We start from the raw sequence: 23,235 nt of genomic DNA, 5'->3' as shown, positions 1-23,235 counted from the left end.
TGGCATGTTTGGAATAACCTAACTCTACAGAATTTATAGAATAAGCAATCTGCATCGGAGATCTGTTTCCGGACCGGACTCCGCCATGCCCAACCTTCTACGCCTGCCTGAAATCGCACCGGACATAGCCGGTCACCGCCGCCTGACAGCGGGAGCCGGGTCATGAGCAGCGATATCCCTGACCGGATCAAGGTTCTCTGGTTTTTGCCGACGCATGGCGACAGCCGCTATCTCGGGACGACGGAGGGCGGCAGGGCCGTTGACCTGCCCTACCTGACGCAGGTGGCGAAAGCCGCCGACACGCTGGGCTATTACGGCGTGCTGTTGCCGACCGGGCGGGCCTGCGAGGATTCCTGGGTGATTGCCTCGGCGCTGGTGCCGCTGACCGAGCGGCTGCGGTTCCTCGTCGCCGTGCGGCCCGGCCTGCAGTCCCCAACGCTTGCCGCGCGCATGACCGCCACGCTCGACCGCATTTCCAACGGCCGCCTGCTGATCAACGTCGTCACCGGCGGCGATCCGCTGGAGAACAAGGGCGACGGCATTTTCCTCTCACATGCCGAGCGCTACGAGGTGACGCAGGAATTCCTCCAGATCTACAAGCGCGTGCTGAGCGGCGAGACCGTCGAGCATCAGGGCAAGCATTTCAGGATCGAGGACGGAAGGCTGCTGTTCCCGCTCGTGCAGACGCCCTATCCGCCGCTCTATTTCGGTGGCTCGTCGGACGCCGGATCGCAAGTGGCGGCGCAGGAAATCGATAAATACCTGACCTGGGGCGAACCGCCCGCCGACGTCGAACGCAAGCTCGACGCCGTGCGCGAACTGGCCGAGAAGGCCGGCCGCAAGCTTTCCTTCGGCATCCGCCTGCATGTCATCGCCCGCGAGACGACCGAACAGGCCTGGGCCGCCGCCGACAGCCTGATCAGCCGGCTCGACGACGCGACCATCGCTTCGGCCCAAAAAGTCTTTGCCCGTATGGATTCGGTCGGCCAGGCGCGCATGAGCGCTCTGCATGGCGGAAGCCGCGACAAGCTCGAGATCGCGCCCAACCTTTGGGCCGGCGTTGGCCTGGTGCGCGGCGGCGCTGGTACCGCACTGGTCGGCGACCCGGACACGGTCGCCGAGCGCATCGACGAATACCGGCGGCTCGGCATCGACACCTTCATCCTGTCCGGCTACCCGCATCTGGAGGAAGCCTATCGCTTCGGCGAACTCGTGCTGCCGAGACTGCCGACCGATCATCCGGTCAAGTCGGCCAGCTCGTCGGTCAACACCGGACCGTTCGGCGAGACCATCGCCGGCGACCACCGGCCCAAATCACTGGGGCCAAAGTCGCTCGCCAGCGCCTCGTGAACGCGCTGCCCCCGGCCCGCCGATTGCGCGTCGCCATCATCGGCGGCGGCTTTTCCGGTGCCGCCTTGGCCTGGCACCTTGCGCGGGCAAATCGGCCGGAGGTGCTGTCGATCTCGGTCATCGAGCCGCGCCCCGCGCTCGGCGGTGGTCTTGCCTATTCCAGCGAAGAGCCGTCGCACCGGGTCAACGTCCCGGCCATCAGAATGAGCATGGCTCCCGAAGACCCGCAGCATTTTGCGCGCTGGTTGGCCGGCAGTGGTGAAATGGAACGGGACCCGGATGCCCTGTGGAAAAACGGCGATGTGTTTCCACGCCGGCGCGTGTTCGGCCGCTATGTCGCCGCCCACCTTGCACCTTGGCTCGGCTCCGGCGCTGTCCGCCATGTCGAAGCTCAGGCTACGCGGGTAATACGAGAAACCGATGGCGCGGGCTGGACCGTCCAGACCCCGGCCGGACCTGTCGCGGCCGACATCGTCGTGCTCGCCGCGACGCATCCTCTGCCGGCGATTCCATCTCCACTTGCCTCCCTGGTTGAAGCACCCGGCTTCATCGCCGATCCCTACGCTCCGTCGGCACTTGCCGGGATCGAGCCGGAGGCGTCTGTCTTGATCGTCGGCTCCGGGCTGACATCGGCCGACATGGTGGCGGAGCTTGACCGACGTGGCCATCGCGGCCGTATCCTGGTCCTGTCCCGCCGCGGGCTGCGCTCGCGCGGCCATCCGGATATCAGGGGCGAGCCCTTCGGTGACTTTGCGTCAGTGCCGGCCACGACGGCGCTTGCGCTGCTGAAGACCATTCGTGCGACGCTCGCGGTGGCGCGGGATGCCGGTGTCAACTGGCAGTCGGTCTTCGACCAGCTGCGCCTGCAGGGACCGGTGCTGTGGGCGGCCCTTTCTCCGCCGGAGCGGGCAAGGCTGGTCCGCCAGTTACGCGTATTCTGGGACGTGCATCGCTTCAGGATCGCACCGCAGGTAGCCGCCGTGCTCGACCGCCGCCAGACGGACGGCACGTTCGACACCATCGCCGCCAAGCTTGTCGCGTCGAACGACGAGGGCGAGAGCCTCGCGGTCAGCTTCCAACGGCGCGGACAGACGCGGATCGAAACGGCTCGCTTCGACGCCGTCATCAACACAACGGGTCCAGCCCATGCGCAGGCCCTCCAGTCCAATCCGGCTTTGCAGTCGCTGGCCGAAGCCGGGCTGATCAAGGTCGATGCCTACGGGCTGGGTATCGAGACCAGTTTGGAAAGCCGCGCCGTCGACCGAGACGGCAGGGCTGCTGCCGGGCTCTTCGTTGCCGGCCCTCTGGCGCGCGGCACATTCGGCGAATTGATGGGCCTGCCCGAAGTCGCCCGTCACGCCGAGTTGGTCGCCGCGGAAGTCGCCAAGCTGCTCGATGCGGTTCCCTTGGACAAGCCAACCAACGTCAACGCCGCATCGCACTGACAACCGAAAGCCGGTGCGGCTGTAAAAAATTGGAATTTCCGTCCTGCAAGCGCGCTAAAAACGGAAAAGCCATCTTTGTATATAAATTCCATAAACATAATATATGGACCACATCCGGCCGAGGCCGGGCCAATCAACGGCCTGAATGGGAGACAGTTCATGGCACATGCAGGAACCGACGCGGTCAAATTCGCCTATTGGGTGCCCAATGTTTCGGGAGGCCTGGTGATTTCCAACATCGAGCAGCGCACCAACCATTCGGCCGAGTACAACCGCAAGCTTGCCCAGATCGCCGAAAAGGCTGGCTTCGACTACGCGCTGAGCCAGATACGTTTCACCGCCGGCTACGGTGCCGACGAGCAGCATGAATCGGTGGCGTTCAGCCACGACCTGCTGGCGGCGACCACGACGCTGAAGGTAATCGCGGCGATCCTGCCCGGTCCGTGGAATCCGGCGCTGGCGGCCAAGCAGCTCGCCACCATCAGCTACCTCACCAATGGCCGCGTCGCGGTCAATCTCGTCTCCGGCTGGTTCCGGGGCGAGTTCCATGCTATCGGCGAGCACTGGCTCGATCATGACGAGCGCTATCGCCGTTCGGAGGAATTCATCCGCGCGCTGCGCGGAATATGGACTGAAGACAGCTTCACCTTCCGTGGTGATTTCTATCGCTTCAACGAATACTCGCTGAAGCCGAAGCCGCCGCAGCCGCTGCCCGAAATCTTCCAGGGCGGCTCCTCGCGCGCCGCGCGCGACATGGCATCGCGGGTCTCCGACTGGTACTTCACCAATGGCAACACGCCGGTCGAGATCGCCAAGCAGGTAGACGACATCAGGGGCAAGGCCAAGGCCAACAACCATTCCGTCAAGGTCGGCGTCAACGCCTTCGCCATCGTGCGCGAGACCGAGGAAGAGGCCAAGGCGGTGCTTGCCGAAATCATCACCAAGGCCAATCCGGAAGCGGTCAACGCTTTCGGCCACGAGGTCAAGAATGCCGGCAAGTCCTCGCCGGAAGGCGAGGGCAATTGGGCGAAATCCTCCTTCGACGACCTCGTCCAGTACAATGACGGCTTTCGGTCGAACCTCATCGGCACGCCGAAACAGGTGGCCGAACGCATCGTCGACCTGAAGCGCGCCGGCGCCGATCTCATCCTGCTCGGCTTCCTGCACTTCCAGGAAGAGGTCGAGTATTTCGGCAAGCATGTCATCCCGCTCGTTCGCGAGCTGGAAAACGCCGAGCAGGCGGCGTCGCTGGCCGCCGAATAACCATCTGCCCCAAGGCTGGTCGGGTTGCCCCGCCAGCACAGGTTTTCAAGCGCGCTCGATCTTTTCGGGCGGCATCGAGAATTCGTGCGCCTGCGGGCGAAATCGAGGACGATTGGAATGCCGTTGCCCAGCTATGCCATAGGAGCGATGGAAGCCTCGGTCTACGCGCCGGAAGTCTTTGCGCGCGGCCTGCCCTCCGTGCTCCAGCCTGCACACTTGTCCGAAGGCGACGCTGGGGCGGCCGGATCTACCGCCATTGCAACTGCTCCGCTGCTGTCGCTTCACGGCATCGGCCTGGCATTCGGCGGTGTCGTCGCGCTGGCCGACATCGACCTGTCGGTCCGGTCAGGCGAGATTCGTGCCATCATCGGGCCAAACGGTGCCGGCAAGAGCTCCCTGATCAACGTCATCAGCGGCGTCTACCGCCCTGACCGCGGCCAGGTCCGGCTCGCCGGCGTCGGCTATGCCCAGGTGCCGACGCAGCGGCTGGCGCATCTCAGCGTCGCCAGGACCTTCCAGAACCTTGCCTTGTTCAAGGGCCTCAGCGTCCTCGACAACGTCGCCTCCGGCCTCGCCTACAAGGTCCGTTCCAACTTCGCCGGCCAGGTGCTCGGCATTGGCCGATCGCGCGGCGAACGATACGACTTCTTGAGCCGCACCGACCAGATCCTCGAATTCCTCGACCTCACCGCCGTTCGCGATCGTCTTGCCGGCACGCTGCCCTATGGACTGCAGAAGCGGGTCGAACTCGCCCGCGCGCTGGTCGCCGAGCCGCGCCTGCTACTGCTCGACGAACCGATGGCCGGCATGACATCAGGTGAGAAAAGCGAAATGGCTGATTTCGTGCGCGCCGCGCGCGACCGTTTTTCCACCACCGTCGTGCTGATCGAACATGATGTCGGCGTCGTCATGGGCCTGTCCGACCGCATCGCCGTCCTCGACTACGGCCGCAAGATCGCCGACGGCACGCCCGACGAGGTCCGCAACGACCAGCGTGTCATCGACGCCTATCTCGGCGTCGCCTCCGCCAATGAGGCCCTCTCCCGTGATGAAGGAAGGGCGGGCATATGATCGCCGACTTCGACTACCAGTTCTTCATCGAGGTGCTCGTCGGCGGGCTACTGTCCGGGGTCATGTATTCGCTTGTCGCGATAGGCTTCGTGCTGATCTACAAAACCTCGGGCGTGCTGAATTTCGCGCAAGGCGCGATGCTGCTGTTCGCCGCGCTCACCTTCGTCAGCCTTGTCGAACGCGGCGTGCCGTTCGCGCTGGCGCTGGCGGCCACCTTCGCCATCATGGTGGTCATCGGCATCGTCATCGAGCGCGCGGTGCTCAGGCCGCTCACCAACAAGCCGCCGATTACCCTGTTCATGGCGACGCTCGGCCTCTCCTACATCATCGAGGGCGCCGCCCAATTGATCTGGGGCACGCAGGTCCACGGCCTCGACCTCGGCATCGAGGACGTGCCGCTGGAAGTCGGAGGCGTGCTGATCAGCCAGTTCGACATCTTTGCCGCCGTGGTTGCCGCCGGCATGGTTCTCCTTCTGTCGCTCTTCTTCCGCTACACCCGCATCGGCCTCGCCTTCCGCGCCGTCGCCGACGACCAGTTCGCAGCACTTGCGGTCGGCCTCAGGCTGCCATTGATCTGGGCGACTGTCTGGGCGGCGGCCGGTCTTGTCGCGCTGGTCGCGGGGCTGCTCTGGGGCGCCCGCCTCGGTGTGCAGTTCTCGCTGTCCCTGGTGGTGCTCAAGGCGCTGCCGGTGCTGGTGCTGGGCGGCTTCGACTCCATCCTTGGCGCCATTGTCGGCGGGCTTCTGATCGGCGCCAGCGAGAAGCTCGCCGAGGTCTATATCGGCGACTATTTCGGCGGCGGCATCGAGAGCTGGTTCGCCTATGTCGTCGCGCTGGTCTTCCTCTTGATCCGTCCCTCCGGCTTGTTCGGCCAGAAGCTTGTGGAAAGGGTCTGAGCCATGGCCGCCATTACAGCCGGCTTCTCCACCGCATCGGTGCTGCCGAAATGGATCGCGCCCGTGCTGCTGCTCGCCGTCGCCTATGGCGTCGTGCCGCTCATCGGATCGAGTTACCTGTTCGAGGCCATCCTGCTGCCCTTCCTGGCGCTCGGGCTCGCCGGTGTCGGCCTCAACATCCTCACCGGCTATGCCGGCCAGGTCTCGCTGGGCAGCGCCGCTTTTATGGCCGCCGGTGCCTTCGCCGCCTATAATTTCAACCTGCGGGTCGAAGGCCTGCCGCTGATCGGCAGCATCTTTCTGGCCGGGATCGTCGCCGCCGCGATCGGCATCGTCTTCGGCCTGCCGAGCCTGCGGCTGAAGGGTTTCTATCTCGCGGTTTCGACGCTAGCCGCGCAGTTCTTCGTGCAGTGGGCGCTCACCAAGTTCAGCTGGTTCTCCAACAACTCGGCGTCTGGCGTCATAGACGCACCAAGATTGTCGATCGGTGGCCTTGCGCTGGACGGCGCCGTCGGCCGCTATCTCTTCGCGCTGACCATCGTCAGCATCCTCACCTTCCTCGCCTACCGGCTGGTGTCCTCGCAGACCGGCCGCAACTTCATCGCCATCCGCGACAATGAAACCGCCGCCCGCATCATTGGCATCCCGGTGCTGAAGACCAAGCTGCTTGCCTTCGCCATCTCCTCCTTCATCATCGGCGTCGCCGGCGTCATCTGGGCCTTCGCCTATCTCAGGACAGTCGAGCCTGATGGCTTCGACCTCGACCGCTCGTTCCAGATCCTGTTCATCATCATCATCGGCGGCCTCGCCTCTATCCGTGGTGCCTTCTTTGGCGCCGCCCTGATCGTCGTGTTCCCGCTTGGCTTATCGCGCCTTGGTGGCTTCCTGCTTGGCGATGTCTTTGACTCGGGCGTGCTCGACATGAGCCAGCGCATCGTGCTGGGCGCCCTCATCATCCTGTTTCTGATCCTCGAACCCGATGGGCTGGTGGCCCTGTGGGACAGGATCCGAAGACGGCTCCTGTTCGCCTGGCAATTGACCTGAGCCGCCGCATTCACGTCTGAAAATGAACCAGAGGCCGAACCCAAGACGGCCCATACCGGGAGTACCCTAGCCATGACGTTCCTCAGCACCATCAAGGCGGCGGCTTTGTCCGCGGCGATGATCGTGTCGGTGGCCTTGCCATCAGCCCACGCCGACGAACAGTATTTTCCGCTGCAGAGCTATCGCGTCGGACCCTATGCGGCCGGCGGCACCGGCTTCTTCGGCGGCTTCATCGACTATCTCAACCTCATCAACATCCGCGACGGCGGCGTCAACGGCGTCAAGCTGACCTGGGACGAGTGCGAGACCCAGTACGAGGTCGAGCGCGGCGTCGAATGCTATGAGCGCCAGAAGAGCCATGCTGGTGCCGCCGCCTGGAACCCGCTCTCGGTCGGCATCGCCTACGCCATGATCGACCGCATCACCGCCGACAAGGTGCCCCTGATCACGGTCAACCATGGCCGCACCGATTCCACCGACGGACGCGTCTTCCCCTATGTCTTCCCGCTGCTGCTCAACCCCTACAGCGAGACTTCCGGCATCGTGAACTACATCGCCTCCAAGGAAGGCGGCATCGACAAGCTCAAGGGCAAGAAGATCGTCGTGCTCTATCACGGTTCGCCCTACGGCAAGGAAACCATCCCGATCTATGAATTGCTGGCGCAGAAATACGGCTTCACCGTGCAGCAGATCGAGGTGCCGCATCCCGGCAACGAACAGCAGTCGCAGTGGCTGACCATCCGCCGCGCCAAGCCTGATTTCGTCGTCCTGCGCGGCTGGGGCGTGATGAACCCGGTGGCGCTGAAGACGGCCGTCAAGGTCGGCTATCCCGTCGACCACATCGTCGGCAATGTCTGGTCGAACTCGGAAGAAGACGTCATCCCGGCCGGTGACGCCGCCAAGGGCTACACCGCCATCACCACGCAGGCTTCCGGCAACAGCTACCCGGTGGTGCAGGAGATCGTGAAGACGGTCTACGGCGCCGGCAAGGGCAATTTGGAAGACAAGTCGCGCATCGGCTCGGTCTACCACAATCTCGGCATCGTCAACGGCATCCTGAACGTCGAGGCGATCCGCGTCGCGCAGGAGAAATTCGGCCATCGCACGCTGACCGGCGACGAAGTGCGCTGGGGCTTCGAACACCTCAAGCTCGATCCGGCCAAGGTCGAGGCGCTCGGCGCCAAGGACCTGTTCCACTCGATCAATGTCAGCTGGGACAATCACGAAGGCGAGGGCTACGTGACCTTCCAGCAGTGGGACGGCAAGAAGTGGAATGTCGTCTCCGACTGGATCGCGCCGGACTGGGCGCTGCTGCGGCCGATCATCGAGAAGTCGGCGGAGGCCTATGCCAGGGAGAAGGGCGTCAAGCTGCGCACCGCCGATGACGCCAACGCAGTGACCACCAACTGATTTCCGGGCGGGCGCCGTGGACACCGTCCTCGGCGCCCGGCGCATCCGCAAAGCACGGGAACAGCCATGCCGAACGACGACATCATTCTGGCCGTGGACGCGGTCCACGCCACCTATGTCAACGCCATCACGGCGTTGCATGGCGTCAGCTTCGAGATCAGGCGCGGGGAGATCCTGGCGCTGCTCGGCGCCAATGGCGCCGGCAAGACCACCACAATGAAAGCCGTCTCCAACCTGCTGCCGGCCGAGCGCGGCCAGATCAACGCCGGCACCATCCGCTATGATGGCTCGGATGTCGCGCGCCGCAAGCCCGGCGATCTGGTGCGCGCCGGCCTGGTGCCGGTGCTGGAAGGCCGTCACTGCTTCAAGAGCCTCACCGTCGAGGAAAACCTGGTCGCCGGTGGCATCGGCCGCAGCGGTCGCCGCGCCGAGATCAACGCGGATCTCGAACGGATCTATTCCTATTTCCCCCGTCTGAAGGAAAAGCGCCGGACCTCGTCGGGCCTGACGTCGGGCGGTGAACAGCAGATGACCGCGATCGGCCGGGCGTTGATGTCGCGGCCGCGTCTGCTGGTGCTGGACGAACCGTCGATGGGGCTCGCCCCGCTCATCGTCCAGGACATCTTCCAGACGCTGAGAAAGCTCAACCGGGAGACCGGACTGTCGATCCTGGTCGCCGAGCAGAACGCGGCGGTGGCGCTTCGCTATGCCGATCACGCCACTGTGCTCGAAAACGGCGTCTCCGTGCTCTCCGACACAGCCGCCGACCTTCGCCAGCGCGAGGATATCAGGGCGCTCTATCTTGGCCAGCAGCCGTCGCCCGCCGCCAAGCCATCGCATCTCCATGCCGTTGCCTGAACCGAAATTTGAAGGAGCAGTGAAATGACCGTCTCGACCGTCAAGACCGACCATGCTTCCGCCGCCGTCCCGCCTGTCGCAAGGCCATCGGCGCCGGCGCATATCATCAAGAACGATGCCGAAGCGATCGCCGTCGCCCATGCGCTTGCCGCCGAATTCGTCAAGGAATCGTCCAAGCGCGACCGCGAGCGCATCTGGCCGGTTGCCGAGCTCAATGCCTTTTCGCAAAGCGGCCTGTGGTCGATCAACGTGCCCAAGGCATTCGGCGGGCCGGAAGTTTCCTATGCGACGCTGGCCAAGGTGATCGAGATCATCTCCGCGGCCGATTCCTCGATCGGCCAGGTCGCGCAGAACCATCTCGGCGTCGTCGCCGCCATCCGCACCGTCTCCGACATCGAGCAGCAGAGGCTGCTGTTTGCCGAAGCGCTGAAGGGCACCCGGTTCGGCAACGCCTTTTCCGAATTCGGCTCCAAGCGCGCCGCCGATTTCGAGACCCGCTTCACCGACGCCGGCGACCATGTCGTCGTCAACGGCCGCAAATTCTATTCCTCAGGCGCGCTGCTCGCCCATCTGGTGCCGATCGTCGCGCTCGATGACGAGGGGCGAGCCTGGTACGCCATTGCCGACCGTGGCGCGCCGGGCCTGACCGTCATCGACGACTGGTCGAGCTTCGGCCAGCGCACCACGCTGTCGGGCACCGTGATCATCGACAACGTCAAGGTGCCGAAGACCCATCTGGTGCCCGGCTACAAGGGCTATGACCGACCGACCGCCGACGGCGCCATCTTCCAGATCATCCAGGTGGCGGTGGACACCGGCATTGCCCAGGCCGCGATCGACGAGACGGTTCACTTCGTCAGGACGAAGAGCCGCGCCTGGATCGACAGCGGCGTCGACAATGCCTGGGACGATCCCTACACCATCCAGGCGGTCGGCGACCTGACGCTGCGCCTTCACGCGGCGCAGGCGCTGCTCGAAAAGGCCGGCCATGCCATCGACCGCGCGGTCGCCGAGCCGACCGCCGAGACCGTCGCGCACGCCCAGATCGTCACCGCGGAAGCAAAAATCCTGTCGACCGAGGTCGCCATCGCCGCGACGAACAAGCTGTTCGAACTGGCCGGCACGCGCTCGACACTGGCCGAGCACAATCTCGATCGCCATTGGCGCAACGCCCGCACACACACGCTGCACGATCCGGTGCGCTGGAAATATTCGATCCTCGGCAAATATTTCCTCAATGGCGAAAATCCGCCGCTGCACGCCTGGAGCTGATTTGTCCAACGGCGGTCGGCGCCGCCGCCGATCCAGTGTCGCTGGGTGCTTCGCCGCCGCCCGCTATCCTTTCGGGATGCCGGCGGCGGGGAAAGCTTACCCGCAATTTACGACCATCGGTTACACCGGTTCCTGTCTGATTCGCCCGGGACAGGAACATCATGAGCAAAGCCCTCACATCCTTCGCACTCGTCGCCGTGCTGACCGGCTTGCTCATGGCGTTGAGCCTGGCGGTAGCAAGGCACGGCTATCCCTATGGCGCGATCGGTGTAAGGCGCCTGGACGGCATTGCCGATGCCGCGACTTTCATCCCGCTGGCGGCGGTCTATTTCTTCAGCGCGATGCTGATGATGATTCTGCCGATCAGGGCCGCCAGCATCGTGCTCACCCATGCCGCCGATGCGATCTTCTGGACGGTGATCGTGCTGTTTGCGACCATTGTCGGCGGCCTTCTGGCAAGATGGGCCTTCGGCCAGAGCGGAGTTTTGGGAGCGCTGCTCAACTGGCGCTTCCTGTTTGCCGTGGCCATCATCGGCTGCCATTTCGTCATGAACGAGCTGCGCCGCAACGTGCTGCTGCGCAGCCTGTTCTTCGTGGTTTTCGCCGCCGCGACGCTCGCCTGCCTGTTCTGGTCGTTCACGCTCTGAGCGTGATCATCGCCAGCTAATCGTCGGCGGCGATATGGCCGGCGGCCTGCTCCGTCCATGTCCAGAGATAGGCTGCAAGGCCGCGATCGACATGGATGCGCAACTTGCCGTCATGGCGATAGACGATGGCGCTGATGCCGGCGAAGGACAGTGCGGCGCTTGCGCTTGACTGCCTGGGATCGAGCGTCGTTCCGCGCGCAATGAACGCGTCGAGCGCCGGGCCTTCGGCCTCGAACACCTGCAGCCCGGCGCTGATCGCCGTCACCGCGAAGCCTTCCGCGTGCCAACCGGCGGCAATGGCGAGCGGCGCGTTCGACACGACGAGCAGCCGGTCGCGCGCCAGCCGCGCGGCATAGCGGTCACCCTGAGCCGCGCCAAAGGCACCCACGCCAGTTCCGTCCATGCCGGACAGGCGCGCCCAGGCGTCGAGGTCGCCACTGACCAGCAGCTGGTCGAGCCCGAGGACAGCGCTCATCACGAAGCCGGGTGCATTGATGGTCGCCGACTGCCAGTCGGGCGCGGCAGACCATTTTTCCGCGAGATCACGCATTGAGCCGGTCGCCCGCCGGGTCGTAGGCGCAAGGGGCGGCGATCGTTGCCGACCTATGCTTGCCGAGATGTTGGATTTCGATCGTTTCGCCGTGCCGCGCCGCACCCCGTTCGATCAGGCCAAGCGCGATCGGCTGGCCAAGGGTGGGGCTCTGGTAGCTGGAGGTGACAAAGCCCTGGCTGTACAGCCTGCCATCGCGCCGCTTGATGCCATGCGCGCCGGTTGGCAGCGGCGCTTCGCCTCGCGGCACCGTCAGGCCGACAAGCTGCAGCCGGTCGCCGCGCGACGCCTCTTCGGTGAACAGCGAACGGCGGCCGACATATTCGGTCTGGCGTTTGGCGCGAGGCCCTTCGCTGCCGAGATCATGCGGCAGCGTGGTGCCGTCAGTGTCCTTGCCGATGACGATGAAGCCTTTCTCGGCACGCAGGATCATCAGTGCTTCCAGCCCGATGAGAACGGCATCGAACTTGAGGCCAGCCTGACGCAGATGCGCCCATAGCGGCTCGGCGCGATCGGCGCGGATCGAAATCTCGTAACTCCTGTCGCCGGTGAAGCTGACGCGGGCAATGCGGACCTCGTCGCCGGCATAGACGCCGCGGCCGATCGCCATATGCGGCAGGCTGGCATCGTCGAGCGAAAGCCCAAATCCCACGGTTTCGAGCAGCTTGCGGGCATTCGGTCCGGAGACCGTCAGCGTCGCCATCTCCGATGTGGCGTTGTGGATGTAGACGGCGTTGCGCCCGAACCGATCCTGGCGCCATTCCTCCAGCCGGGCATGCACGGCGGCGACATGCGAGGACGAGCACGAAACGACGAAGCGATGCTCGTCCAGCCGCACCAGCACGCCGTCATCGAAGACCACGCCGTTCTCCGACAGCATGAAGCCGTAGCGGCAGCGGCCCGGCTTCAGGGTCGACATGGTGTTGTAATAGAGGAAATCGACGAATTCGGCCGCCTTCGTCCCGATCACCTCGATCTTGCCGAGCGTCGAACCGTCGAACAGCGCGACGGACTGGCGCGCGCGCAACGCCTCGTCCTGGATGGCGCGGTCCGCATCGGCGCCACGACCGCCATAATGAGCAGGCCGCAGCCAGCCGCCATATTCCTGGAACACGGCGCCGCTGGCGCGATGGACTTTCTCGAGCGGCAGCCGCCGCACCGGCGCCATCAACTCGCCAACGCGCGCGCCGGCAAAGCTCGCCAACGGCACCGGCGTGAAGGGCGGGCGATAGGTGGTGGTACCGACCTCCGGCACCGTGCGGCCGGTGATGCCGGCCATCAGCGCCAGGCCAGGCAGATTGGAGGTCTTGCCCTGGTCGGTCGCCATGCCGAGCGTGGTGTAGCGCTTCAGGTGCTCGACCGAGACGAAGTTTTCGCGCGCCGCCAGTTCCACGTCCTTCACCGTGACGTCGTTCTGGTAGTCGATCCAGACGCGCCCTTTTGAGCCTGGCAGCGGCCAGGCGGCTACGATGCCGGCTGCTGCCTCCGGTCCGGTGCTGCGCGGCGCAGCTACCACCTGTTGGCCGGGTGCGGCAACGGCTTTCTCTGAGCTGGCGAACACGTCGGACAGGGAGACCGCGCCGGCGGCGGCGCCGGCAACCGCGATGCCGTCGACCGGATCGCCAGGCAGGAAGGCGGCGCGCGCCTCGCTCCAGGCGAGCTTGCCCCTGGCCTGGCCGAAGAGATGGATGGTCGGCGTCCAGCCGCCCGAGACCAGCACGCAATCGGCATCGAGCCTGGTGCCGTCGTCCAGCGTCACGCCCTCGACGCGCAGCTTGCCGGCGGCTGAGGCCAGCGCACGCCCTTTGATCGTCCGCACCTTGGCGTCTGGCGTGTCGTCGCGCCTGATGTCGACAAGTGTGACCTCGGCGCCCGCGTCGGCGACCGCCTCCGCCACTTCATAGGCGCTATCATTGTTGGTGGCGACGACGATGCGGCGGCCGGCCAGCACCGCATGGCGCCTGAGATAGCTGAGCGCCGCATCCGCCGACAGGATGTCCGGCAGATCATTGTTGGCGAACGGCAGCGGCCGCTCGATGGCGCCGGTGGCCAGCACGATCCGGCGTGGCCTGACCCGCCACAGCCTATCGGGCCGGCCATCGAAATGACGCTGGTTCAATCCGACCAGATTATGGTCGTAGATGCCGAAGGCGGTGGTCGAAGGCAGGATCAGATGGCCGCCGCCGACAAGCGCCGCGAGCGTCTCCTCGATCCACACGGCAGCCGGCCTGCCGTCGATCTCGCTGGCCCGGTGGCCGAGTGACCCGCCCGGCTTCCGCTGGTCGTCGACCAGAGTGACGGAGAGACCCGCGCCGTCCGCAAGCCTTGCCGCCGCCAGTCCGGCCGGCCCGGCGCCCACCACCAGCACGTCGCAATGATGATTGATCTGGTCTGATGTGCCTTGCGAGGTCCAGTCCGTGTCGACCTTGCCCAGTCCGGCCATGGCACGGATGCGCGGCTCGAACATGTGCCAGTCCGGCCACATGAAGGTCTTGTAGTAGAAGGCCGCCGGAATGAACCGCGAGAAGCGGTCGAGGAAGGCGTTGCGGTCGCTCAATGCATTGGGCGTCGCGTTGACGCTTTTCGCCACCAGCCCCTCGCGTGCCGGCTCCGTCGTGGCGCGTGTGTTCGGTGACGCTCCGCCGATATCGACGAGCGCGTTGGGCTCCTCGACGCCGGCACCCCAGATGCCGCGCGGCCGGTGGTACTTGAAGCTGCGGCCGACGACCGCGACATCGCCGGCGAGCAGTGCGGAGGCAATGGTGTCGCCGGCAAAGCCGTCCACGCTTGTGCCGTCGAAGCTGAAGCGCAGCGGGCACGAGCGGTCGATGGCGCTGCCGCCCGTGGAGAGACGCGATGCGGTCATGCCGCTTGCTCCTCGCCGAGCTCGGCCGACGAGAGGACTGTGTGCGTAAGCGTGTCGCGCTCCATGACGAAGAACTCGCCGCAGTTCATATGCACCCAGATTTCGCGCGCCGCGCCTTTCGGATTGGAGCGCAGGTAGAGATATCCGGCCCAGCGATCGATCGGCACATCGCCGCCATCCGGCCTGGCATTGCCGGCATCGCCGCCATAGTGGAATTCGGTCTCGTCGCGCGGGCCGCAGAACGGGCAAGGAAAGAGCTGCATGGCGGCTAGTCCTGGTCTTTGTGCATGTCAGTGCGCAATGCCGGAGCCGGCCGCTTCGTCGATCAGCCGCCCACTGGCGAAACGATCGAGGTCAAAGGGCCGGCTGATGTCGTTGTGCTTGCCGGTGGCCAGCAGGTTCGCCAGCAGCGTGCCGCCGGCGGGGATCGCCTTGAACCCGCCGGTACCCCAGCCGCAATTGAGGAACAGATTGGGCAGCGGCGATTCGCCGATGATCGGCGAGGAATCCGGCACGACGTCGACAATGCCCGCCCATTGCCGCATCAGCTTCAACTGGCCGAAGATCGGGAACATTTCCAACAGGCCTGATATGACTGTCTCCAGCGTCGGCAAATTGCCGCGCTGTGCATAGGAAGGGATGCGGTCGAGGCCGCCGCCAATGACGATCTCGCCCTTGTCCGACTGGCTGACATAGACGCCGGTGCCGGGCGACAGGACCACCGTGTCGAGGACCGGCTTGACCGGCTCGGACACGCAGGCCTGCAGCGCGTAGGAATTGATAGGCAGCCGGAAGCCGGCCTTTGCAGCCAGCACCGAGGAATGCCCGGCGATAGCCATGCCGATGCGCTCGGCACGGATCGCGCCACGCGTCGTCTGGACGCCGCGGCAACGGCCGCCCTCAATGATGAAATCGGTGATCTCGCAATTCTGGATGATGTCGACGCCGAGCCGGCTCGCCGCCCGCGCATAACCCCAGGCAACGGCGTCATGGCGCGCGGTGCCGGCGCGGCCCTGCCAGATGCCGCCGAACACCGGGAAACGCGCATCCGGGGAGAAATTGTAGATCGGTGCCACCCGGCGCACATCCTCGGGCGAAAACAGCTCCGCATCGATGCCGTTGATCTGCATGGCGTTGACGGTGCGTGCGCCGATCTCCATCTCGGCGATCGAGTGGCACAGATTGACCATGCCGCGCTGCGACAGCATGACATTGTAGTTCAGGTCCTTCGACAGGCCCTCGTAGAGCCGGTGCGCCAGACCGTAGAGTTCGACGCTTTCGGGATAATAATAGTTGGAGCGCACCACGGTGGTGTTGCGGCCGGTATTACCGCCGCCGATCCAGCCTTTTTCAAGCACGGCCACCCGGGCGATGCCGTGATTCCTGGCCAGATAATAGGCCGTCGCCAGCCCATGACCACCGCCGCCGATGATGATGGCGTCGTAGGATGCTTTCGGCTCGGGCGAGCGCCAGGCTTGCTTCCAGCCGGTCTGGCCGGTGAGGCCCTCCTTGAACAGCGACAAAGCGGAATAGATTCGGGTCATGGCGCGCGCGAAAGGCCTGGTTGGTCAGGGGTAGCGTAATGGCAATGTACACATATGTCTAGTTATCACGCGGGGGCCGCGGCTGCCGGCCCTAACGGTTGCGCGAAATCGTTTCCTCGACATAGCGCGAAAAGTCCTCGACATCCCCAGCCGAAGGCTCCTGACCGGTGAAGCTGCGCAGATACGCGGCGACATGCGGCAGGCGGCTGCTCATCGGCTCGTCGAGTTCCAGCGAGTAATAGCCGATCTGCATGAAATAGAGCACGCGGGCGCGCACGAACGCGTCTTCCTCATCATAGCCATGGCGCATGAACATGCCGCGGATCGCATTGACGCGTTCTTCGTCGGCCTCGTCGAGCGCGCGCCGGATGGCGGGCGAGCGGCGAGCCCAGGCCCGGATCGCGAAATCAAGCCGGGGATCGAACAGCCTTTCGTCCACCCAGCATTCGAAAATGCTCATCACCCCGCGTATGACCGTCGCGGAGGGGCGCTCGGCGCGTTCGACGATGAAGCGGGTATTGGTCTGTCGCCAGTGGTCCACCAACTGGTCGAGCAGGTCCTGGCGGCTCTTGAAATACCAGTAGAAGCTAGAGCGCGAGACGTCGAGCTGCTGGCCAAGCGTCAGCACACGGACGCGTTCGACGCCGTCCGAGATCAGGGTTTCAAGCGCGAGCTTCAGCCAGTCTTCGCGCGTGGCCTTGATATTGCCGGTGGCGCCGGCGCGCTGGGGTGTCGTGTCGGTGACTGCCATTGCACGACGCATGACACGCTGTCCCGGGCAAATCAAGGCCATGTACATATGTGTACATGGAGCCATGCAAACGAAACTGGACGATATCGGTTGAACTGAGCCGGATCAGCAGTCGATGTGTCACGATACCGGTCGTCATCCTCGGCGTGGAAGCAGGGAGGATTTTGTCGCGGCGAGCGAGCCCAGACTTTGCTTCCCCGCAAGGCATTTGTCTGGCAAATACCAATCCGACCGAATGCCGCCGCGCGGCCAAGCAGCAAGAAAGAGACCGACATGACCCTGTTTCGAAAGAACCTCATCGATGGCGAATGGACCGGGGATGCCGGCTCCCGCAACATCAACCCTTCCGATACGGGCGACGTTGTCGGCGAGTACGCCTCGGCCGATGTGGAGCAAACCAGGCAGGCGATCGCCGCGGCCAAGGCAGCGTTCCCCGCATGGTCCCGTTCGGGGCCGCTGGCGCGCCATGCGGTGCTGAAGAAGGCCTCGGACGAGATCCTGGCGCGCAAGGACGAGATTGGCCGCAACCTGGCGCGCGAGGAAGGCAAGACTCTGGCCGAAGGTATTGGCGAGACCATTCGCGCCGCGCAGATCTTCGACTTTTTCGCCGGTGAGACCTTGCGCCTCTCGGGCGAGGTCGTGCCGAGCGTGCGGCCGGGCGTCGGCGTCGAGATGACCCGCGAAGCGGTTGGCGTGGTCGGCATCATCACGCCGTGGAATTTCCCGATCGCCATCCCCGCCTGGAAGATCGCTCCGGCATTGGCCCATGGCAACACCGTCGTCTTCAAGCCGGCCGAGCTCGTTCCCGAAAGCGCCTGGTCCATCGTCGACATCCTGCATCGCGCCGGCCTGCCCAAGGGCGTGCTCAACCTCGTCATGGGCAAGGGCTCGGTGGTCGGCCAGGCAATGCTCGACAGCCCCGAGGTCAACGCCATCTCCTTCACCGGCTCGGTCGGCACCGGCAAGCGCGTCGCCGCGGCAAGCGTGGAGCACATGCGCAAGTTCCAGCTCGAAATGGGCGGCAAGAATCCGCTGGTCGTGCTCGACGATGCCGATCTCGCTGTCGCTGTCGATTGCGCGCTGAACGGCGCCTTCTTCTCGACCGGCCAGCGCTGCACGGCCTCGTCGCGTTTGATCGTCACCAGCGGCATCCACGACCGTTTCGTCGGCGCGCTCAAGGAACGCATGGATAAGCTGGTGATCGGCGACGCGCTCGACGCACAGACCCAGATCGGGCCCGTGGTCGACGCGACCCAGCTCAAGCAGGACGAAGACTATATTGCCATCGGTGTCCGCGAAGGCGCCACGCTCGCCTTCGGCGGCGAACGGCTCGACCGCAAGGCGCCGGGTTTCTATCTGAAGCCGGCGCTGCTGACCGAGGCCACCAACGACATGCGCAGTTCGCGCGAGGAGATTTTCGGGCCCGTCGCCAGCGTCATCCGCGTCAAGGACTTTGACGAGGCGCTTGCCGTCGCCAACGATACGCCGTTCGGCCTGACGTCGGGCATCTGCACCACGAGCCTCAAGCACGCCACGCATTTCAAGCGCAACTCCGAAGCCGGCATGGTGATGGTCAATTTGCCGACGGCGGGCGTCGACTTCCACGTTCCCTTTGGCGGCCGCAAGGGGTCGAGCTATGGTCCGCGCGAACAGGGCCGCTATGCCATGGAATTCTACACCACGGTAAAGACCGCCTATACGTTCGCGGGATGACCAGGCGCCGGCTGACGGGCCGGCGAACTGTCACCTCTCCGAAATCGACCGGTGCAAATGATGACATTGCAGGATCTGACCTGGCTCAACCCGCCACCGCATCACGCCATCGACGGTGATGTCGTGCGCGTGCGCACCGGCAAGGAGACCGATTTCTGGCGCGAGACCTTCTACGGGTTCTGGCGCGACAACGGTCATTTCCTGTATCGGCCGGTCGAGGGCGATTTCACCGCCGAGGCCACCGTCAAGGGCGACTACAAGGTGCTTTACGATCAGGCCGGGCTGATGGTGCGGCTGAGCGAAACCCACTGGATCAAGGCCGGTATCGAATACACCGACGGCCTTGCCTATGTCTCCGTCGTCGTCACCAACGACACCTCGGACTGGTCGCTGGTGGCCATAGCGGCCGGCCCGGATGGCGTCAGCATCCGCCTGACCCGCCACGGCGAGGCGATCCGCGTCCAGTATCTCGACGCTTCCGATGGTCGTTGGAAGCCGGTGCGGCTCGCCTATTTCCCGGTCTCGAAGGCGGTCGATGTGGGCATGATGTGCTGTTCGCCGCAGCGTGAGGGTTTCGAGGTCGCATTCACCGGCTTTTCCGTCGGTCCGCCGATCGCGCGCGACCTGCACGACTGAGGCCATGAGCCCGTATGGCCTGTGCGAACAGGTCGGCAGGACGTTGCGGCCCTGACGGCGTCTGGGCTAAGCGTTGTCCATGGGCATGTCGCGTTGGCGGGCAACACTGAAAAAAGCCGTCCGTTCCAGGGCGCTGCGGTTTCTCAGCGTCCCGTCGGTGCTTTGGTCACAAGGGATCGGGCGTTTCTGCGATTTCGCCGGGCCCGGCTGGTACCGCTGGGCGCCCACCGAATCCACGCAAAGCGAGGCTTTTTTCCGCGACCACTACAGCGGCGCGCATGGCATCGTCTGGGTGCGCTTGAGCACCTTGGCCAGGATCCCCAGAAATTGCGATCTCGATACATTCGCCAGGGTAGCCTTGCCGACCATCAAGGCTCCTTTCGTCCTGATCACGACCGACGGTGATTCCTCGGTGCCTTCGGATCTGGCCAGGGAGACTGTCGAGCGCCTTCTCGCCAACCCCTATCTGGTCTCCTGGTACAGCCAGAATTGCGATGGCGGTCATCCCAGGATCAAGCCGTTCCCGATCGGGCTGGATCTCCACACGCCACGTTCCCTGGCGACGCCTGCCGGGTTGGTGCGACAGCTGAAAACACTACGCGGCCGGCAGGGGAACGCGGATCGGCGTCCACCCAGGATATTCTGCGACTTCAGCATCAGCAATGGCTCCAGCCAGCGTCGGGAGTTGCTCGATGCCCTGGACGGATGCCCGCACGTCGACTTCTTGAAGAAACGCGTGTCGCAGCGCGCGATATGGGAGCTGTATTCGCAATACCCGCTTGTGCTGTCGACCGTCGGAAACGGCCTCGACTGTCACCGGACATGGGAGTTGCTTTATCTCGGCTGCATCGTGGTGACCAAGACCTCGCCGCTCGATCCGCTCTACGACGGCCTGCCCGTCATCATCGTCGAGGATTGGGGCGAGGTGCGGGACCCCGATGCACCGGAACGCTGGATCAGACAGGCCGCACATTTGACGGACCGCAATTACGTGTGGGAGCGTCTGCGCCCGCAAACCTATCTGAAACCTCTGCGCGAGGAGCTTCGGCAGGCAGCCGCCTCACCACGGGACGTGTAGAATTTCCAGCTTGGGCAAGCCGACAGGCTGGATGCCGAGGTCGTTGGCAAGAAGGCCAAAGGCTTCCGTCTCGATCAGATCGCGGTAGGGGATTTCGGGAAAGCGAAGGCCGCCGCGATGCAGGGCGGCATCGACCAGGAGCATGGTTCCGCCCACCGCATCGAGGCCGATCATGTCGAGATGCCTGACATCGCTCAGATGATACCGGCTTGGCGTTTGCACGGGTGGCTGATGAAGGCCGCCGCGTATCTCGCGGTAATAGCGATAGTCCTTGGTCTGCCGCCTGATGACAAAGCTGTTGAGGTCGAAACTGGCGCCACCGGCGATCTTCACGCAGTTGGGCACCGCGATGCGATGCCCCGTGGCGATCAGGCGGTTCAGCGCGTCACCGGGAAAGCGCCAGACGTCGATGTCGATCCACAGTGCCCAGTCGTCGTCCCTGTCCAGCCCGTGATCGATCAGGTAGTTGCGAACCTTGGCGATCGCGCCGCGCCTGACGCGCTGCATCCTGGGCTTCGCCCGTTTTGCCCTGTCGAGGCGGGTGCCGACCTGTCTCTGCAAGAGGACGATGTCACGATATTTGCCGGCCAACCCAGCGGTTGCGGCCTGCAGCCGCTCCCAGCTTCCGTCGAGGCTGTCGCCTTCGCAGAAGACCAGCTTGATCCTGTCCTTGGGGTAGTCGAGTCCGTCCAGCGCATCGAGGAACGGCTGGATGAGGTCGGCGGCATCGCGAAGCGGCACCAGGACGGCGACGTTTCGGCCCGACGGCGGTGGCGCTGACAGTACCGCCCTGTCGACGCCGGCTTTCGCCTCCGCTTCATCCAGATACGTGCCGCGCGACAAGTGATATCGGAGCCGGTAGGCCCAGTTGCGAAGCCTGGTGCCCCATTTTGGCGGCGGTTCCGGGGTCCACCATGTGCCGGCCCAGTGATGGATCGAAAGCGACGCCGTGTCGTCGCCGGCGTCGCGCTCCGTGCTCCCGGCCGACGTCACCGGCACGAACAGGCCGGAAGGATGAATGGCGAGGGCTGCCTGGTCACGGTACCCGCGCTGCGCGGAAGTGAGCAGGCAAGGGCCGGTCGCGTCGAGCACGTCCTTGGCGGCGGCGAGCCCGGGCATCATCGACAGGAGATGGATCCAGAAGGGATGACGGGGCGGGCTGGCTATCGTTCCATTGAACAGGAGGTAGGGCAGGCCTCGGAAATCCGCCTGGACGGCCGCATGCGAAGCCGGCTCCTTGCACATCACGACCCGGGTCTCGTTCATGATCGCGTCGAAGGGCGCGACGCATTCGCAGTCTATGTCGGCATAGACCCCGCCAAAGTGATGTAAAAGCATGTAGCGAGCCGCATCCGACCGCTGCACGCCATTGGTGTAACCACAGAACATCGGTAAGAAATCGGGATAGTGCTCGGCGACGAATTCGAGCAGCATCCGGTCGCTCCAGAACATGACCGTCCAGTGTGGATTGTGCCGTTTCCAGCTCTCGGCGTACGCCTGGAAGCGTACGGGAACGCTGTCGGTCTTCCATGTCTGGTGCAGGATCGGCGGGATCATTGGCGGCTCATGGGGTGACGGGAGATGGCTGGTCGTCATTGCCGTCATTGTCCAGTGCAAGCCCGGCGCGGACGGCATCGCGGATCGCTTGCGGGCCAAATCTTGCCCATACGGCCTGATGCGCACGCAGGCGCTGCCGTGTCCGGCGCTCGGCGTCGAGACAAAGGTCGACGGCCATGTCGGCCAGTCTCTCGTCGCTGTCCGACAGCAGCACCTGGTCATTCTCGATCAGGCCCAGGCCCTCGGCCGCTAGCGGTGTCGCGATCACCGGCACTCCCCAGGCCATCGCCTCCAGAATCTTGATGCGCGTGCCCCCGCCCGCCCTGAGCGGGATGATGCTGAGATGCGCGCCGGACAGGAGCGGCGCCACGCTTTCGGGATTCTCGACGAGTTCCACATCGGGCAACCCAGCCAGGGCCTGCACGGCCGGGTTCGGACCGCGTCCGGCGAGAACGAGTTTCGCGCCGGGCAAGGCCTGGCGGATACGGGGCAATATGGCCCGTGCCAATCGCCCGGCGGCATCGACATTCGGAGGATAGCCGAGATGGCCGATGAAAAGGATCACCGGAAAGCCGCTGTCGGCCGGCGCTTCCGCGGGCAGCACGGCGGGAATGGCCTCGACGTTGGGAATCCCATTGGGAACGACGTCGATTGGCATCTTCCGTCCGGCAAGCGCCATCAACCTCTCGCGGTCCTCGTTCGAGCAGACCCAGACTCTGTCGACAAGGGCGAGCGCCTTTCGTTCGAGATGCCTGATGCCGGGCGCGGATACGACGGTGGATAGGCGCGATGCGGTCGTGACCGCGCGTTTCATCTGCGCGGACAGGTCGGACTCGACATTGTGCATGTCGAGGATGAGCTGCCTGGCCAGTGGTCGCAAGGGCCGCAGCAGCTTGAACAGGCCGATGCTCTCGACCACGACGGTGTCCGGGCGGAATTCTAGGATCAGTGCTTCCAGCCGCGCCAGGGCCGCGCGCGAAATGCGATGCTCCGCCCTCATGCGCCACCATCCGATCGAGGCCGTCCGCGGCTCGCCCTCGATTGACAGCGCCTCGGCGCGGATCCGTGGATCGGGCGCGGCCGCCGCGATCGCCTTGGGCAGCACCGAGGCCAGACAGACTGGTCCGAACGCGGCCGCCGCCACGGCATTGCGATAATTGCGAAGATCCGCGCCGGAGGTCGGCGGAAACGCCGGCTCGTGGGACACGATCAGCACGCGTCGCCCGGTGCCGCGCGCCGGCATATCGACACCGGCCCGCGTGCTCAAAGCGGACACCCGACGCT

Annotated in this window: 20 protein-coding genes; 13 read left to right on the top strand and 7 right to left on the bottom strand. The window is 64.8% G+C overall.

The genetic code is table 11. The annotated features are described in order from the left end of the window. Positions 1-162: 162 nt before the first annotated feature. The 10 genes from ssuD (at position 163) to LB564_RS08450 (ending at position 11,256) form a co-directional block, all read left to right on the top strand. On the top strand, positions 163-1,350 hold the full coding sequence (ssuD, locus tag LB564_RS08495) for an FMNH2-dependent alkanesulfonate monooxygenase (protein ID WP_224536579.1): 1,188 nt from the start codon (positions 163-165) through the stop codon (positions 1,348-1,350). Continuing rightward, positions 1,347-2,795, top strand: coding sequence for an FAD/NAD(P)-binding protein (locus LB564_RS08490; RefSeq protein ID WP_224536576.1), 1,449 nt, complete (start codon positions 1,347-1,349; stop codon positions 2,793-2,795). Before ssuD ends, LB564_RS08490 begins: the two co-directional genes overlap by 4 nt. 159 nt (positions 2,796-2,954) lie before the next feature. After that, positions 2,955-4,058, top strand: coding sequence for a dimethylsulfone monooxygenase SfnG (gene sfnG, locus LB564_RS08485; protein ID WP_224536574.1), 1,104 nt, complete (start codon positions 2,955-2,957; stop codon positions 4,056-4,058). A 117-nt stretch (positions 4,059-4,175) separates the two neighbouring features. Beyond that, positions 4,176-5,129, top strand: coding sequence for an ABC transporter ATP-binding protein (locus LB564_RS08480; RefSeq protein ID WP_224536572.1), 954 nt, complete (start codon positions 4,176-4,178; stop codon positions 5,127-5,129). Further along, positions 5,126-6,025: a branched-chain amino acid ABC transporter permease gene (locus LB564_RS08475; RefSeq protein ID WP_224536570.1), complete on the top strand. Its 900-nt coding sequence runs from the start codon at positions 5,126-5,128 to the stop codon at positions 6,023-6,025. The genes LB564_RS08480 and LB564_RS08475 overlap by 4 nt, the downstream gene beginning before the upstream one ends. 3 nt (positions 6,026-6,028) lie before the next feature. Continuing rightward, positions 6,029-7,069 carry a branched-chain amino acid ABC transporter permease gene (locus LB564_RS08470; RefSeq protein ID WP_224536568.1) on the top strand — a complete coding sequence of 347 codons (1,041 nt, stop codon included), beginning with the start codon at positions 6,029-6,031 and terminating at the stop codon, positions 7,067-7,069. 72 nt (positions 7,070-7,141) lie between these two features. After that, a complete protein-coding gene (locus tag LB564_RS08465) occupies positions 7,142-8,479 on the top strand; it encodes an ABC transporter substrate-binding protein (RefSeq protein ID WP_224536566.1) in 1,338 nt (445 codons plus the stop codon). Positions 8,480-8,545: 66 nt separating this feature from the next. Beyond that, positions 8,546-9,337 carry an ABC transporter ATP-binding protein gene (locus LB564_RS08460; protein ID WP_140709401.1) on the top strand — a complete coding sequence of 264 codons (792 nt, stop codon included), beginning with the start codon at positions 8,546-8,548 and terminating at the stop codon, positions 9,335-9,337. A 24-nt stretch (positions 9,338-9,361) separates the two neighbouring features. Further along, complete coding sequence (locus tag LB564_RS08455; RefSeq protein ID WP_224536564.1) at positions 9,362-10,609, top strand: SfnB family sulfur acquisition oxidoreductase; 1,248 nt, start codon at positions 9,362-9,364, stop codon at positions 10,607-10,609. A 161-nt stretch (positions 10,610-10,770) separates the two neighbouring features. Next, positions 10,771-11,256 (top strand): hypothetical protein, encoded by a 486-nt coding sequence (locus LB564_RS08450; protein WP_224536561.1) that lies wholly within the window; start codon positions 10,771-10,773, stop codon positions 11,254-11,256. 16 nt (positions 11,257-11,272) lie between these two features. Here the strand turns inward: LB564_RS08450 and LB564_RS08445 are convergent, their stop codons facing one another. The 5 genes from LB564_RS08445 to LB564_RS08425 form a co-directional block, all read right to left on the bottom strand. After that, entirely contained in the window at positions 11,273-11,806 is a 534-nt protein-coding gene (locus LB564_RS08445; protein WP_224536558.1) for a hypothetical protein, read from the bottom strand. Further along, positions 11,799-14,672 (bottom strand): sarcosine oxidase subunit alpha family protein, encoded by a 2,874-nt coding sequence (locus LB564_RS08440; protein ID WP_224536557.1) that lies wholly within the window; start codon positions 14,670-14,672, stop codon positions 11,799-11,801. The genes LB564_RS08445 and LB564_RS08440 overlap by 8 nt, the downstream gene beginning before the upstream one ends. Then, positions 14,669-14,935 carry a sarcosine oxidase subunit delta gene (locus LB564_RS08435; protein WP_224536555.1) on the bottom strand — a complete coding sequence of 89 codons (267 nt, stop codon included), beginning with the start codon at positions 14,933-14,935 and terminating at the stop codon, positions 14,669-14,671. The genes LB564_RS08440 and LB564_RS08435 overlap by 4 nt, the downstream gene beginning before the upstream one ends. A gap of 27 nt (positions 14,936-14,962) precedes the next feature. Further along, a complete protein-coding gene (locus LB564_RS08430) occupies positions 14,963-16,216 on the bottom strand; it encodes a sarcosine oxidase subunit beta family protein (RefSeq protein WP_224536553.1) in 1,254 nt (417 codons plus the stop codon). A gap of 91 nt (positions 16,217-16,307) precedes the next feature. Then, positions 16,308-16,967 (bottom strand): TetR/AcrR family transcriptional regulator, encoded by a 660-nt coding sequence (locus LB564_RS08425; protein ID WP_224536719.1) that lies wholly within the window; start codon positions 16,965-16,967, stop codon positions 16,308-16,310. Positions 16,968-17,240: 273 nt separating this feature from the next. Between LB564_RS08425 and LB564_RS08420 the strand changes: the two genes are divergently transcribed. The 3 genes from LB564_RS08420 (at position 17,241) to LB564_RS08410 (ending at position 20,394) form a co-directional block, all read left to right on the top strand. Continuing rightward, the gene (locus LB564_RS08420; protein WP_224536551.1) at positions 17,241-18,680 is read left to right on the top strand and encodes an aldehyde dehydrogenase family protein; all 1,440 of its coding nucleotides are present in this window, start codon (positions 17,241-17,243) and stop codon (positions 18,678-18,680) included. Positions 18,681-18,740: 60 nt separating this feature from the next. After that, a complete protein-coding gene (locus tag LB564_RS08415; RefSeq protein ID WP_224536718.1) occupies positions 18,741-19,316 on the top strand; it encodes a DUF1349 domain-containing protein in 576 nt (191 codons plus the stop codon). A gap of 79 nt (positions 19,317-19,395) precedes the next feature. Further along, the gene (locus LB564_RS08410) at positions 19,396-20,394 is read left to right on the top strand and encodes a hypothetical protein (RefSeq protein WP_224536550.1); all 999 of its coding nucleotides are present in this window, start codon (positions 19,396-19,398) and stop codon (positions 20,392-20,394) included. Here the strand turns inward: LB564_RS08410 and LB564_RS08405 are convergent. Together LB564_RS08405 and LB564_RS08400 are read right to left on the bottom strand one after the other, a co-directional pair. After that, positions 20,377-21,951 carry a glycosyltransferase gene (locus LB564_RS08405; RefSeq protein WP_224536548.1) on the bottom strand — a complete coding sequence of 525 codons (1,575 nt, stop codon included), beginning with the start codon at positions 21,949-21,951 and terminating at the stop codon, positions 20,377-20,379. The genes LB564_RS08410 and LB564_RS08405 overlap by 18 nt on opposite strands. A 7-nt stretch (positions 21,952-21,958) precedes the next feature. After that, positions 21,959-23,218: a glycosyltransferase family 4 protein gene (locus LB564_RS08400; protein ID WP_224536545.1), complete on the bottom strand. Its 1,260-nt coding sequence runs from the start codon at positions 23,216-23,218 to the stop codon at positions 21,959-21,961. Positions 23,219-23,235: the final 17 nt, after the last annotated feature.

Origin of the sequence: Mesorhizobium sp. ES1-6 (genome assembly GCF_020164775.1) — a bacterium.
Lineage (GTDB): Bacteria > Pseudomonadota > Alphaproteobacteria > Rhizobiales > Rhizobiaceae > Mesorhizobium.
The sequence above is the reverse complement of the archived record's forward strand: the minus strand, read 5'-3'. Positions and strand labels throughout refer to the sequence as shown.